Annotated in this window: 12 protein-coding genes and 2 tRNA genes; 3 read left to right on the forward strand and 11 right to left on the reverse strand. The window is 66.3% G+C overall.

Annotated elements, in window-relative coordinates:
- Nucleotides 1-5: 5 nt before the first annotated feature.
- From fcl to CSEG_RS02580, 8 genes are all read right to left on the reverse strand, one after another.
- The gene (fcl, locus tag CSEG_RS02545) at nt 6-983 is read right to left on the reverse strand and encodes a GDP-L-fucose synthase (protein WP_083778344.1); all 978 of its coding nucleotides are present in this window, start codon (nt 981-983) and stop codon (nt 6-8) included.
- On the reverse strand, nt 949-2,025 hold the full coding sequence (gene gmd / locus CSEG_RS02550) for a GDP-mannose 4,6-dehydratase (RefSeq protein ID WP_013077697.1): 1,077 nt from the start codon (nt 2,023-2,025) through the stop codon (nt 949-951). Before gmd ends, fcl begins: the two co-directional genes overlap by 35 nt.
- Nucleotides 2,026-2,940: 915 nt before the next feature.
- Nucleotides 2,941-3,014 (reverse strand) — tRNA-Cys (locus CSEG_RS02555).
- Nucleotides 3,015-3,449: 435 nt separating this feature from the next.
- Nucleotides 3,450-3,539: transfer RNA gene (locus CSEG_RS02560), tRNA-Ser, on the reverse strand.
- Nucleotides 3,540-3,643: 104 nt separating this feature from the next.
- Nucleotides 3,644-4,063: a PaaI family thioesterase gene (locus CSEG_RS02565; RefSeq protein WP_013077698.1), complete on the reverse strand. Its 420-nt coding sequence runs from the start codon at nt 4,061-4,063 to the stop codon at nt 3,644-3,646.
- Between the two features lie 78 nt (nt 4,064-4,141).
- A complete protein-coding gene (locus CSEG_RS02570; protein ID WP_013077699.1) occupies nt 4,142-4,984 on the reverse strand; it encodes an MBL fold metallo-hydrolase in 843 nt (280 codons plus the stop codon).
- A gap of 154 nt (nt 4,985-5,138) precedes the next feature.
- A complete protein-coding gene (locus CSEG_RS02575; RefSeq protein WP_013077700.1) occupies nt 5,139-5,801 on the reverse strand; it encodes a hypothetical protein in 663 nt (220 codons plus the stop codon).
- Nucleotides 5,802-5,910: 109 nt separating this feature from the next.
- Nucleotides 5,911-6,933 carry an RluA family pseudouridine synthase gene (locus CSEG_RS02580; protein ID WP_013077701.1) on the reverse strand — a complete coding sequence of 341 codons (1,023 nt, stop codon included), beginning with the start codon at nt 6,931-6,933 and terminating at the stop codon, nt 5,911-5,913.
- 92 nt (nt 6,934-7,025) lie between these two features.
- On the opposite strand from CSEG_RS02580, the gene CSEG_RS02585 reads away from it, so the two are divergent.
- Nucleotides 7,026-9,503, forward strand: a complete 2,478-nt coding sequence (locus CSEG_RS02585; RefSeq protein ID WP_013077702.1) for a TonB-dependent receptor — start codon at nt 7,026-7,028, stop codon at nt 9,501-9,503.
- Nucleotides 9,504-9,569: 66 nt separating this feature from the next.
- Entirely contained in the window at nt 9,570-11,273 is a 1,704-nt protein-coding gene (locus CSEG_RS02590) for an alkaline phosphatase D family protein (RefSeq protein WP_013077703.1), read from the forward strand.
- Between the two features lie 161 nt (nt 11,274-11,434).
- Here the strand turns inward: CSEG_RS02590 and CSEG_RS02595 are convergent, their stop codons facing one another.
- Together CSEG_RS02595 and hisI are read right to left on the reverse strand one after the other, a co-directional pair.
- Nucleotides 11,435-12,061 carry a LysE family translocator gene (locus tag CSEG_RS02595; protein ID WP_013077704.1) on the reverse strand — a complete coding sequence of 209 codons (627 nt, stop codon included), beginning with the start codon at nt 12,059-12,061 and terminating at the stop codon, nt 11,435-11,437.
- A complete protein-coding gene (gene hisI, locus CSEG_RS02600; RefSeq protein ID WP_013077705.1) occupies nt 12,048-12,467 on the reverse strand; it encodes a phosphoribosyl-AMP cyclohydrolase in 420 nt (139 codons plus the stop codon). Before hisI ends, CSEG_RS02595 begins: the two co-directional genes overlap by 14 nt.
- A 62-nt stretch (nt 12,468-12,529) precedes the next feature.
- On the opposite strand from hisI, the gene CSEG_RS02605 reads away from it, so the two are divergent.
- A complete protein-coding gene (locus CSEG_RS02605) occupies nt 12,530-13,414 on the forward strand; it encodes a DUF817 domain-containing protein (RefSeq protein ID WP_013077706.1) in 885 nt (294 codons plus the stop codon).
- Between the two features lie 129 nt (nt 13,415-13,543).
- Here the strand turns inward: CSEG_RS02605 and folE are convergent, their stop codons facing one another.
- Nucleotides 13,544-14,179, reverse strand: coding sequence for a GTP cyclohydrolase I FolE (gene folE / locus CSEG_RS02610; protein ID WP_013077707.1), 636 nt, complete (start codon nt 14,177-14,179; stop codon nt 13,544-13,546).
- Between the last annotated feature and the right edge of the window lie 187 nt (nt 14,180-14,366).

Raw genomic sequence — 14,366 nt, forward strand, 5'->3', positions numbered from 1 at the left:
GCGTTCTAAGATCCTGGATTGGCAGAGAGGAAAGCTTGATAGGCGCTTTTCACGCCGTCCTCTAGGGCGATGGACGGCTGCCATCCCATGCCACGAAGCTTGTCTGCGCTCATCAGCTTGCGAGGGGTGCCGTCTGGCTTTGACGTGTCCTTGGCGATTTGGCCTGTGAAGCCCACAACTTCGCAAACCAGTTCGGCCAGTTCCAAGATTGTGATATCTTCGCCAGATCCCACATTGACGTGTTCGAAGTCCGAATAGGTCTTCATCAGAAAGACGCAGGCGTCGGCGCAGTCATCGGCATTCAGGAATTCGCGTCGCGGTGTCCCCGTCCCCCAGATCGTGATGCTGTCGGCGCCTGCCAGCTTCGCTTCATGTGCCTTGCGGATAAGCGCGGGCATCACGTGACTGCTGTTCAGGTCATAGTTGTCACCTAAGCCATAGAGGTTCGTCGGCATGGCGCTGATAAAGTCGCAGCCGTGCTGCTTGCGATAGGCCTGGGCCAGCTTGATGCCGGCGATCTTGGCGATCGCGTACCATTCGTTGGTCGGCTCCAGCGGGCCGGTGAGCAGGGCGTCTTCCGTGATCGGCTGCGGCGCGAACTTAGGATAGATGCACGACGAACCCAGGAACAGCACCTTGCCGACGCCGTTGCGCCAGGCCGCGTCGACGATGTTCGTCTCGATGACCAGGTTGTTGTAGAGGAAGTCGGCCGGATAGGTGTCGTTGGCCAGAATGCCGCCGACCTTGGCCGCGGCCATGAAAATGGCGTCCGGCTTTTCCTTGGCGATCCAGGCCTCGACGGCGCTCTGGCGCTCGAGATCGAGGACATCGCGGCCGGCGGTCAGGATCTCGCAGCCTTCGGATGCGAGCCGGCGCACGATGGCCGAACCGACCATCCCGCGATGGCCAGCCACCCAGACGCGCTTGCCCTCAAGGGGGAAAATCACGTCATTCGGCATTGCGACGCTTCTCCCGCGCGACATTGATCATGTCGGCCGCGACCATTTCGGCGCAGAGCTGCTCCCACTTGGTTTCGTGGACCCAGCCAAGCTTGGTCTTGGCCTTGGTCGGATCGCCGATCAGCAGCTCGACCTCGGTCGGGCGGAAGTAGCGCGGGTCGACCTCGACCAGCACCTTGCCGGTCTCGGCGCACGTGCCCTTTTCATCGACGCCCGTACCCGACCAGTTGATCGTGATGCCGACTTCCGAGAAGGCCTTGGTCACGAAGTCGCGGACCAGGGTGGTTTCGCCGGTGGCCAGGACGTAGTCGTCGGCCGTCTCCTGCTGCAGCATCAGCCACATGCCGCGGACGTATTCGCGGGCGTGACCCCAGTCGCGCTTGGCGTCGAGGTTGCCGAGATAGAGCTTGTCCTGGAAGCCCTGCTTGATGGCCGCGACGGCGCGGGTGATCTTGCGGGTGACGAAGGTCTCGCCCCGCAGCGGGCTTTCGTGGTTGAACAGGATGCCGTTGCTGGCGTGGATGCCATACGCCTCGCGGTAGTTCACCACGATCCAATAGCTGTAGAGCTTGGCGGCGGCGTAGGGGCTGCGCGGATAGAACGGGGTCTTTTCGCTCTGCGGCACTTCCTGGACCAGGCCGTACAGCTCCGAGGTCGAGGCCTGGTAGAACTTGGTCTTCTTTTCCAGGCCCAGGATGCGGATGGCTTCCAGCAGGCGCAGGGTGCCAGTGCCGTCGGCGTTGCTAGTGTATTCCGGAGTCTCGAAGCTGACCTGGACGTGGCTTTGGGCCGCCAGGTTGTAGATCTCGTCCGGCTGGGTCTGCTGCACGATCCGGATCAGGTTCGTGCTGTCGGTCATGTCGCCGTAATGCAGGATGAAGCGCTGATCGGCTTCATGCGGGTCCTGATAGAGGTGCTCGATCCGGCCGGTGTTGAACGACGACGAGCGTCGCTTCAGGCCGTGTACCGTATAGCCCTTCGAGAGCAGCAGCTCCGACAGGTACGCGCCATCTTGCCCGGTCACGCCCGTGATGAGCGCAACCTTACCATTGCTTTTAACCGTCATTAGATCCCCACCTTCGAGAACGCAGCTATTCCGCTTGCGTAGCCGCGTCATAGCGTAAGCTGCTGATCGACGCGACCCTCGTAATAGCCTTGGCGCGTCAAAAAATTCAGTTTGGGCGTCAGATAGGCGCCGCTAACCATAAGCCGTCTGTGATCTTATTCACGCTACATTACAGGATTATATTTTCGGGGGATGCTGCGGTGGAATCTGATAGCGCGCGAAGCGCGGTGTACTCTGACCTCTATTGTGGATGCTAGGCACCCGTCGTTATTAATATTAATGCTTCGATATGGCGTGCCGCTAAATCAAACGAAGGTCAGAGAGGGGCGTCCAGGGAATATCGCGTTCGGGGATGGCGTGCCACGGCGTAGAGGCACACAACGAGCTTGGTGATTAAAGACCTCTAGTCAGTAAGAACCTTCCGATCCATTCCGCCGTTGAGCGGCTCAGGCCGGATGGCGGCCTGCACTCCAGCAAGGCACCCCCTTCACAGCCTCGCCGAGCGCCCAGTAGACGCTCTCGTGTCATGGTCGGTGCCCTCCGCCTTTCTGCTTGAAGGTGCGGCCAAGCTCCGAGAGCACGACCACGGTCGTATTCGGCCAAATCACTGGGCGAAGGTCTTCTGCCAGGCTCGCGGACGTTTAGGATATTGATGCGAGAGCAGCTTCTTATTCTTCGTGAGCGGGCGCGCTTGTGGTGGGGATGGTCGAGCGGATCCGTCAGATGCTAGGGGAGGGCTGCAAGAAGAATCCTTACTCTAGTCAATAGATATGTCTGGCAGGAGGCTGTGGGGAAATTGGTCGCCGCCGTTGCAGATAAGAGGCGAGGTGTGTCGCAAGCAAAACTAGAATGAATTTCGCAAACTGATCTGCCGGCATGCCGGGTAGGTGTGGTTGCTAAGTGCTTGAAAAGTGGTGGAGGCCCGGGCCGGAATCGAACCGGCGTGCACGGATTTGCAGTCCGCTGCGTCACCACTCCGCCACCGGGCCATCCGGGTCAACGCAGAGCGTTGGCGAAGAGGGGCGTTGGCTATCAGACTGGGTTCGGGCGGGCAATGGAAAATCATCTGAACCATAGGCGCCGCGCGCCGGTCGAGAGTTCGGCGCCGTACTCCAAGTGACGCACGCGCGGCCCTAGTGCGCGCGGGTTGGCGGCTGTCGCCAGGACGTGGTCGTCTTGGCTGAGCCCGCATAGCCCTGCGCGCCGACCACGGGCGCTACGACTGGTCAGGGCTGTCCGCGTTACAGGACGCCGGTCATCCGGCCAGGTCGCCGCGTTCGGCGGCTTGGAGCCACGCCTCGCGTGCTCGGCCGGCTAGGGAAGGGCAACCCGGCGCTCTCCGGGCTTATCGGCGGCGTCTGGCTTTAGTTTATTGAGATTTTCGCGCTTCGGCGGGCGTCTGCGGAAGCTGGCGAAGGAGGGGGTGGCGGAGAGGGTGGGATTCGAACCCACGGTGCCCTTCCAGGCACGCCGCATTTCGAGTGCGGTACATTCGACCACTCTGCCACCTCTCCACAGGTGTAATTCCGGGGGCTTTAGGGGCCGCCCGAGGTCGAGGGCGCGATAACTAGCGGCGTCGCCGCCGGGACGCAACCCCCTCTTCCCGGCTTTTTTCGCCTTACACTTTCGGCCGCAAAATCATCTGGGTGCAGCGGAAAAGGGCGATGGTCTTGCCCGTGGTTTCGTGGGTCACGACCGCATCCCAGACCTGAGTGTTGCGGCCGCCGTGGACGAGCTTGGCCTCGACCGCCACGCCGCCTTCGCGGGCCGTGCCCAGGAAGTTCGACTTGAGCTCGATCGTCGTGAAGCTTGTCCCGCCCTCGGGCAGGGATGTCATGCAGCCGTAGCCGCAGGCCGAGTCGGCCAGGGCGATGACGCTGGCGGCGTGAAGGAATCCATTGGGGGCCATATGGCGCTTGTCGACGTCGAAGCGTCCCTTCACATGGCCGTGCGTCGCTTCGAGCCATTGCAGGCCCAAAAGATCCGGCAGGCTGCCCGCCTGGGCGGCGGTCAGGGCGGCGCTGAAATCCTCGGCCATGAACAAGCTCCGCAAAAGGTCTTGAAACCCTATGCGGCCGCGCCGGGGCGCAAGTCAATTGCGAAAGAAAACTAACGTCTAGAGCTTGGCGAGGTCGACCGGGGCGAAGCGTCCGCCCGCGCCGAGATCTGGCGGCAGGCGTCCGGCCCGGACCGCGACCCGCAAGGCCGCGCCCGCGACGGTCGATTCCGGCAACAGGGCGTCGGCGGTCGTGCGCATCGCGATGAAGTTCAGCCGGTCGACCGTGTCGTTCAGCTGAATGTTGGAGGCCTTGTGCTCGGCGATCGTCGCCTCGCAGGGCGGGGCCGCGCAGACGCCCGGCATCACGCGGGTCTGGGGCGGCAGGCTGAGGATCTTGCGAACGTCGTCGAAGGTCTTGCCGGCGTCGGCGCCTGGCACGTCGCAACGGCCCGAGCCCTCGGCCGGGGAAAGCAGCACGTCGCCGGTGAAGATGGCGTTGGCGACGCGGTAGGCCACCGCGCCTGGCAGGCGGCTTTCGAGCGCCAGGGCCGTGATCTTCAGGCCGCCCATCGGCAGCGACTCGCCGTGTTTGGCCAGCTTGTCGAAATCCCAGCCCTCGAGATCGACGCCGTCTTCGCCAAGCGCCGGGACCAGCCGCTTCAGGCTTTCGACCACGCGCGCGCCGATGCAGATCGAGGCGCCGGTTTCGTACTTCACATGGCCGGCCGCCGACAGGTGGCCGGTATGCACGCCCGTTTCGAGAACCCAGGTCGGGCCGAGGTCACGCGCCCGGATGTCGGCGATGATCTTGTCGACGAAGCCCGTCTCGACGGCTTCGGTTTCGGGATCGAAATCCAGGACGGGATCGACGATGGCGCAGAGGAATGTCGCGGGGTCGATGATGAGGTAGGTCACCGTCCCGGTCGCGGGATGGTGATAAGCGATGATTTCCGGCTGCATTCCGTAAGCCCTAGCCCCGAGGCGGCCACCTTGACCGCCAAGCCGTTAAACATCAGCGAACGGCAACCCTTGAAAAAACGTATCCGAGACGACGGAGACGCTTTCAAAGACGGCTAAATACTGTTTGTGAAGCCTCGAAGACCCGAAATGGGTCTTAGCGCGACGACGCGTCGCAGGGGTGGGCGCCGTCCCGCATGCCTTCGACCCAGAGCGGCTCGACATAGCGGCCGCCGGCGCGGAAGCCGGGCGCGCAGCCTTCGGGCGTGTTGTCGCCCCTGCCCGAATTCCCCGTCATGATCGACAGGGCGACCGACTGTTGCGAGCCGCCGCGCGCACGCCCATAGCCATACCCGCCGTAACCATAGCCGCCGCCATAATAAGGATCGGCGTAGAATCCGCCGTGTTTGCCGAAATCGGTCTTGGAGACCGCGACGCCGACCGTCGTGTTCTCGCCGACCGGGAACAGCCCGGAGGCATAGACGCTGCGGTAGCCGCCGGTGCCGACCGAAACGCCCATCGAACCATGGACCTTGCGCTTGCCGTCCTCGTCCCGATCGGCGGGCAAGAGGCCGCGTGGGCCATCGTCATAACGGGGCGTGGGGGTCTCGGCGAGGAACGCGGCGATCTGCTCCTGCGTCGTCAGTGGCTTGGACGCGGCGGGCGCGGCGACCGGCGTCGCCTGCGCGGCGGCTTTCAGGGCCTCGGGGGTGGGCTTGGCCTGGGCGGTGGCGATCACCTCGTCGTCGCCGTTCGGCGTCGCGAAGGCGGGCGCGGCGGCGGAAAGGCTGATGGCGAGGACCACGACAAAACGCCGCATGGCGAAGCTCCAGAATGACGCGCTACCACACTGGTTCGCCAAGCCAGCGCAATTAGGGCGTTTTTGTTGCGTCGACGCAAGCTTGCCTCGCGCGACCGCCGAAAGGGCGTCAGAGCGCTTCGAGACTTTTCTGGAGCGCCGCCATGTCCTCGGGAAGCGGAGTTTCGAAGCGCAGGGCCTCGCCGGTGATCGGATGGACGAATCCCAGGACCGCCGCATGCAGCGCCTGACGCTTCAGGCCCGCGGCCTGGATCGCCTCGCGCACCGCCGCGGCCGGTTGCCCCGTCCCGTAGACGGGATCGCCCAGGCAAGGGCTGCCCTTGCTGGCCATGTGGACGCGGATCTGATGGGTGCGGCCGGTCTCGAGCCGGCAGGCGACGCGCGCCGCCAGAGGCTTTTCCTGCGGGCCGAAGGCGGCTTCGACGCGATAGTGGGTGACCGCCTCGCGCCCGCCCGAGCGCAGCACCGCCATCTTCTTGCGATCGCCGGGCGAGCGGCCCAGCTGGGTCGTGATCGTGCCGGCGGGCGGCGAGGGTGCGCCGCGGGTCAGGGCGATATAGAGACGGTCAATGTCGTGGGTGGCGAACAGGGCCGAGAGGCCTTTGTGCGCCGCGTCGCTCTTGGCCGCCACCATGACGCCCGAGGTGTCCTTGTCCAGGCGGTGGACGATGCCGGGGCGCGCGACGCCGCCGACGCCCGAGAGGCTGTCGCCGCAATGATGCAGCAGGGCGTTGACCAGCGTGCCGGTCAGGCTGCCGGGCGCGGGGTGCGCGGCCATGCCGGCCGGCTTGTCGACCACGATCAGGTGCGCGTCCTCATAGAGAACAGTCAACGGAATGGCTTCCGGCTCCGGATCAGCGGGGATCGGCGGCGGCACGAGCAGGACGTAGGTCCCGGCCTTGGCCTTGCGCGAGGCGTCGGTGACCGGCTGGCCCTCGGCCGAGAGCCGGCCTTCGGCGATCAGCGCCTGCAGGCGCGCGCGCGACAGGTCCGGGAACAGCGGCGCCAGCGCCTTGTCCAGCCGCTGGCCGGCGAGCTCCGCGGGCAGGACGGCCGTCAGAGCCTCGCCGGCCTCGTCGGACCCCGCATCGTCGAGGACCTCGTCGTCCAGCCTCTCTTCCGCATGCGTCACCGGGGTTTCATCGCTCCTTCATAACTCCATCGCACCTACGGCGAGGGCTACGCCCGCCGGCAAGATCGAATTTCGCATCTGGGGGATAGTCGATGCGCGCATTCCGCACCACCACGCTGTTGACCGCCAGCGTCCTGGCTCTGGTCGTCGCCGCACCCTCCGCCGCCGCCGAGGCGCCGCTGACCGCGGTCGCCGCCGACGAGGACACGCGCTTGGGCGAGGTGGTGATCACGGCCCAGAAGCGCGCCCAGGATCCGGTCGAGGTGCCGATGGCGGTGACGGCCTATTCGGGCAAGTTCCTGGAGGCCATCGGCGTCAAGGCGTTCGACGAGCTGTCGGCGTTCACGCCCGGCTTCCTGGTCCAGAACCAGTCGAACAACAATTCCGGCTTCGTGATGCGTGGCGTCACCTCCGACTCCGGTTCGGCCACCGACGAGACGCGGGTGTCGATCTATCAGGACGGCGTGCCGATCTCGCGCTCGCGCGGATCCTATGTCGAGCTGTTCGACATGGAGCGGATCGAGATCGCCAAGGGACCGCAGTCGACGCTGTTCGGGCGCGGCGCCCTGATCGGCGCGGTGAACCTGGTGCAGAACAAGGCCAATCCCGGCAGGAACGACTGGCTGCTGAGGACCGAGGGCGGCACGCGCGGCTATTTCGTCGGCGAGGGCATGGTCAATGTCGCGTTCGGCGACGGGAGCGCGCTGCGCATCGCCGCCCGCGCGCGGAAGAACGACGGCTACGTCAAGGACGCGGCCGGGGGCGACGCCTACAACTCGACCAACACCAAGGCCGTCCGAATGGCCTATCACCTGGAGCCGGGCGCGCTGAAGCTGGACCTGATCGGCAACTATCAGGAAGACTCGACCACAGGCACTTCGTTCAAGAGCCACGCCTTCAACCCGACCAATCCGGTCACCGGCCAAGTGCTGGGCGACACCGGCGTCGCCTCCGCGGCGACCTTGTCGCCGGGCGCGGGCTTCGAGGGCGGCGCGCCCCTGGGCCTGGACCGCAAGGTCTATGGCCTGACGGTCCTGGCCGAATACAAGATCAGCGACACCCTGACCCTGTCGTCGATCACCGCCAGTCGCGCTTTCCATTCGGTCGAGGTCTTCGACGCGGACGGGACCTCGCTGCCGATGCTCTCCTTCGCCGAGGATGCGCAGGGCCGTCAGCAGAGCCAGGAGCTGCGCCTGCGCTATGACGACGGCGGGCGCTTCACCGGTTTTGTCGGCGCCAACTACTTCCACGAGACCGGCTCATGGCGCATCCCGGGTCAGTTCGACGAACGCCTGGCGTTGGTCCTGCTAACGGGCGCCATGAGCCGGCCGAACCCGCAGCCGCTGGCCTATCTGACCAGTCCGGCCTTCCTGGCTCAGGTGCTGCAGCTGGGCTTCGGCGCGCCGGCCTCGATCGCGCAGGGCGTCGCCGCGAACCTGAAGGCGGTCCACCGCGAGGAGTTCGCCAACTACGGCGAGAACACCGCCTATGACCTGTACGCCGACGGCACGGTCCAGCTGACCGACCGGTTCGAGATCACGGGCGGCGTCCGTTACACCCGCGAGGATCGCTGGGCGGCCTATCGCTCGACGGTGCTGAACGGTCGCTCGATTGTCGGGATCCTGCTGACCGCGCCGACGCCGACCAACCTGTTCCTAGCCGCCCAACCGAATGCGGTGAACAACCCGCTGCTGCCGATGACGGGCCTGGTCACCCAGCCAACGACGAACAACGGCGACACCTTCGCCAAGTCGATCGACAACAGCGGCTTGACCTGGCGCCTCGTGGGACGTTACGCGCCGTCCGACAACGCCAGCCTCTATGTCTCCCACGCCCGGGGGCGCCGCCCGGACGTCATCTCGGCCAACGCGCCGACGACGCCGATGGCCGCCGCGAAGTTCGACGTCGTGGCCGCCGAGACCGTCGACAGCTACGAGGCCGGCGCCAAGGGCAAGCTGATCGACGGCCGGCTGTATCTGTCCGGCGCGGTGTTCCGCTACGACTACGACAACTTCGCCACCAGCTTCCGCCAGGGCGCCCAGATCGTGACCCTGAACGCCGGCAAGGCCAAGGCGTACGGGTTCGAGGGCGAGGCCCGTCTGCAGGCCGGCGACTACTGGACCCTGTTCACCACCTACGCCTACAACCATGCCAGGCTGGAAAGCGGAGCGCGCAAGGGCAACCGTTTCCGGCTGTCGCCCGACCAGACCTATTCGGTCGGCGCCGCCTTCAGCCGTGAGGCCCTGGGCGGCAAGCTGACCTTCACGCCGACCTACACCTGGCGCTCGAAGATGTTCTTCGACGACGACAATGATCGGGGCGATCTGTCGAGCTCGGCGCTGTTCCCCGACACCAAGGTCGACGAGTTCCAGAACGCCTACGGTCTGCTGAACGTGCGTGTGGGCTTTGGCGCCGTCGACGAGCGCTGGAAGGTCGAGGCCTTTGTCGAGAACCTCGGCGACGTCCGCTACCTGAAGGACGCGGGCAATGTCGGCGACAGCTTCGGCATTCCGACCTTCATCGCTGGGAAGCCACGCTTCATGGGCGTAGGTGTCACATTCCGGCATTAGACGGTGTCGCTCTGGCCGGGCCTGCGCCGCGGCCTGGCTGACAAGCTTACCCGGGGAGAGCGCATCATGACGATAGACCGCCGTAAGGTTCTGGGCCTTCTGGGCCTGTCGGGCGCCGCCGCCGGCGAGGCCGCCGCCGCGACCGTAAAGGGCCTGCACGACGGTCCCGTGCGCTTCGAGCACGGCGTCGCCTCGGGCGATCCGCTGCAGGACCGCGTGATCCTCTGGACCCGCGTGACCGCGCCGGACGCCAAGCTGCCGGTGGGCGTGCGCTGGGACGTGGCGATCGATCCGGACTTCAAGACCATCGTCCGCCAGGGCCACGCCACCACCGACGCCGGACGCGACCATACGGTCAAGGTCGATGTCACGGGCCTGAAGCCTGGAACGGAGTATCACTACCGCTTCCGCGCCAGCCGCGCGGGCGAGGCGGTGGGCGAGGCCGTGATCGGTCGCACGCGGACCTTGCCGGCCGGCGCGACCAAGGACGTCGTCCTGGCGGTGACCTCGTGCAGCCTCTATCCGAACGGCTACTTCAACGCCTACGACGCGATCGCCAAGCTGGCCCGCGTCGACGCGGTGCTGCACCTGGGCGACTACATCTATGAGTACGGCGCCGCGCCCGGCGACTACGGCATGAACTCGCCGACGGCCAAGACGCGCAGCCCGCTGCCGCCCCACGAGATCGTCACCCTGGCCGACTACCGCCAGCGCCACGCCCAGTACAAGTCGGACCCGATGCTGCAGGCGGCCCACGCCCGCGCGCCCTGGATCGTCGTCTGGGACGACCACGAGACCGCCAACGACAGCTGGATCGGCGGGGCCGAGAACCATCAACCCAACGAAGGGGACTGGGCCACGCGCAAGGCCGCGGCGCTCAAGGCCTATTACGAGTGGATGCCGATCCGCGAGGCTGCGGCCGGGACCCTCCCCGAGGCCGCCTGGCGCGACTTCCAGTTCGGCGACGTGGCGACGCTACTGATGACCGAGACCCGCCTGACGGGACGGACGGCGGCGCTGGACTACGGGACCGACATGCCGATCGTCGACGGCAAGCCCGACGTCGCGGCCTTCGTGGCCAAGTGGAAGGATCCGTCGCGCCGCATGATGGGCGTGGATCAGGAGCGGTGGTTGGCCGGTCAGGTCCAGGCCTCGGTCAAGGCGGGCACGGCCTGGCAGGTGCTGGGCAATCAGGTCGTCATGGCCCGCGTCGCAACGCCCAACCTGAAGACCACGATGGGCGACGAGAAGTTCGCCGCCCTGTTCGCCCAACTGCCCGACTACGCCAAGGAGCCGGTCGCCCGCTCGGTGAGCATGTCGGCTTACGACATCCCGTCGAACCTGGACGCGTGGGACGGCTATCCGGCCGATCGCCAGCGAGTCTACGACATCTTCACCGCCGCCAAGGCGCAGCCGATCGTTCTGGCCGGCGACAGCCACATGTTCTGGGTCAACGAGCTGTGGAACGACGCGGGCGACAAGCGCGTCGCCGCCGAGTTCGGCGCGACCTCGATCACCTCTCCCGGCTATGGCGACATCCTGCCCGGCGCGCCGATCGGCGAGGCCTTTGTCCAACGCAACAAGGAAGTCCGCTACAGCCACGGCAGCGCCAAGGGCTTCGTCTTGCTGACCCTGGAGCGCGGCAAGGCGACCGGCGAGTTGGTGACGGTCTCGACGATCCTGGACCCGAAGTACGAGACGAGCGTGCTGAAGCGCTTCGTGGTGACCCCGGCGGCGGACGGCGGCGTCGAAGCGCTGAAGGAGGGGTAGGGCTTCTTGTCCTTCCTCCCCCATTGGGGGAGGGGGACCGGCGAACGCCGGTGGAGGGGCCCTGTGCGATGGCGACCTCACCGCCGCTACGCGGACCCCCTCCGTCTCGCCGCGTATTCGCGGCGATCCACCTCCGCCTAATGGGGAGGAGAGAATGTTCCTCACCGCCGCTCCAGCGCCAGCTTCAGGCCGAACGCCACGAACACGCAGCCGGTCACCCGGTCTAGCCACCGGACCACGACCGGGACGCGCAGCAGGCCGGCGATTGGCACCGTCGCGGCGATCAGGGCCGCGAACCACAGCAGGCCTTCAACGACGTGGATCAACGTCAGCAGCAGGCCAAAGCGGGCCGGATCGACGCCGGCCGGCATGAACTGGGGCAGGAACGAGACGTAGAAGACCCCGACCTTGGGATTGAGCAGATTGGTCAGCAGGCCCCGACGCAAGGCGGCGATGGGGCCGGCGTCCACCGGTCTCATTTCACCGGGCTCGAACCGATCCCGCGGTTTCAGGATCATCTTGATCCCGGTCCACGCCAGGAAGAGCGCGCCGGTCCACTTGAGGATCGTGAAGGCCATCTCCGAAGCGGTCAGCAGCGCGCCGACGCCGAAGGACGCCGCCGCGCCCCAGATCAGGCAGCCGATCCCGATCCCGATCGCCGCCCCGGCCGCGCGACGGGGCCCCTCGGCGGCGGCCGTGCGGATGACGAGCGCGGTGTCCAGTCCCGGCGTCAGGGTCAGCAGGCCCGCCGCCAGGGCAAAGGCGACGAGGGCCTCAGTCGTGGTCATGCAAGGGCGCGTCCCGCTCGATCAGCTTGCCGTCCTCCAGGACCCGGTAGAAGCACGAGCGGAAGCCGACGTGGCAGGCGCCGCCGTCGCCGCGCGGACGCACCTTCAGCAGCACGGCGTCCTGGTCGCAGTCGACGCGCAACTCGACGACGTCCTGCAACTGGCCGCTGGTCTCGCCCTTCTTCCAGAGTTCGTTGCGCGAACGGCTGAAGTAGTGGGCGATGTTCGTGTCGACGGTGAGCTTCAGCGCCTCGTCGTTCATCCAGGCCAGCATCAGGATCTCGCCGGTGTCGGCGTGCTGCGCCACCGCCACGACCAGGCCGTCGGCGTTGAAGCGCGGCGAAAGCTCGGCTCCGTGCTCCAGGGCGTGCTTGTCGGGGGCGGTCGGGAAGAGGGGCGTGCTCATGGGCCGACATATGGCGCAGGAGCCGGGTGCGCGCTAGCGTCCCGGGGCTTGCGGGGAGTCGGATGAACCTGAAGGATCGCATCAAGGGCGGGGTGGCGGCGCTGGACGTCTGGGCCAGGCCCTGGGCGCGGCGTTCGCGTTGGCGCGGCTACGCCTACGAGTTCCTGCTGTTCGGGCTGAAGCAGGCCTGGGCGTGCCTGTTCGGCGGCCTGATGCTGGCCCTGCTGGTCGGGACCAAGCTCTTCTGGCCCGAACACGCGCCGTTGGCCCGCTACGACTTTCTGGTCATCGCCTCAGTCGCCATCCAAGGTCTGCTGCTGGCGCTGAAGCTGGAGCGCTGGGACGAGGCGCTGGTCATCTTCATCTTCCACGTCGTCGGCACGGTCATGGAGCTGTTCAAGACCGCTCACGGTTCGTGGATCTATCCCGAGCCCAGCGTCTTGCGGATCGGCGGCGTGCCGCTGTTCACCGGCTTCATGTACGCGTGTGTCGGCAGCTACATCGCCCGCATCTGGCGGCTCTTCGACGTCACGTTCGTGCGCTACCCGCCGTTCTGGACGACCCACATCCTGGCGGTGCTGATCTATGCGAACTTCTTCACGCACCACTATGTGACGGACATCCGCCTGGGCCTGTTCGCCCTGTCGGCGGTGCTGTTCGGCAGGACCTGGTTCCTGTTCACGCCCGACCAGACGCCGCGCCGCATGCCCATGCTGATGGGCGCGCTCCTGGTGTCGCTGTTCATCTGGTTCGCCGAGAACCTCGGCACCTTCGCCGGGGCCTGGATCTATCCCAGCCAGGCGGCGGGCTGGCGCATGGTGCCGATCGAGAAGATGGGCGCCTGGTACCTGCTGATGCTGATCAGCTTTGTCTTGGTGACCTTGGTCCACCGCCCGGTGGACGCCTGCGTGGCGCGGCTCCGGGAGGGGATCCGGGTGGCGGCTTAGGGGACAAATCCCCTCCCCGTGGGAGAGGTGTCGGCGTAGCCGACGGAGAGGGGAGAGGCCGGATCGGCCATGCTTCCCCCTCCGGTCGCCTCGCGACCACCTCCCCCGCTAGGGGGAGGATTTCAAATCCTACTTCCTCACCACCAGGTCCATGAACCGCTGCTGCAGGACCTTGTCGGTCTTGAAGACGCCGCGGAACTGGGTGGTGATCGTCGAGACGTCGTGGTGGTGGACGCCGCGGGTGCTCATGCACTGGTGCTCGGCGTCGATCAGCACGGCCACGCCGGCGGCCGAGAGGTGATCCTCGATGGCGTCGGCGATCTGCATGGTCATGGTCTCCTGGGTCTGGAGACGCTTGGCGAAGATCTCGACCAGGCGCGCCAGCTTGGACAGGCCCACGACCTTGCCGGTCGGCATGTAGGCGACCCAGGCCTTGCCCAGGAACGGCGCCATGTGGTGCTCGCAGTGGCTCTGCACGTCGATGCCGCGCAGCATGACCATGTCGTCATAGCCCTGCACGTCCTCGAAGGTGCGCGACAGCTCCTTGGCCGGATCGCCCTGGTAGCCGGCGAACCATTCCTCGAAGGCGTCGACGACGCGCTTGGGCGTATCGATCAGGCCCTCGCGTTCCGGATTGTCGCCCGCCCAGGCCAGCAGGGTCCGGACGGCGGCCATGGCTTCCTCGCGGGAGGGGCGCTCGGCGGGTTCAAGATCAAGACCGGCGTCGCTGCCGATCAGGGTTCGCTCGCGGGCTAGGGCGTCCATGTCAGGGAGGTCTTTCCACGGGCTGAGTTGCGCCAGGACGCCGGTCGTCCTGGAATGACGCGTGCCACCCGTTTCACAGCTACGGTCGATGCGTCGCAGCGGACGTATCGTTGGGCGTGGCCCAATCCGTATCCGAAGGATATATGGAGCCGGCTCCGTCCCGGAGCAACCTCTCCTTACGTCACAG

This window comes from Caulobacter segnis ATCC 21756 (assembly GCF_000092285.1).
Taxonomy (GTDB): Bacteria; Pseudomonadota; Alphaproteobacteria; order Caulobacterales; family Caulobacteraceae; genus Caulobacter; species Caulobacter segnis.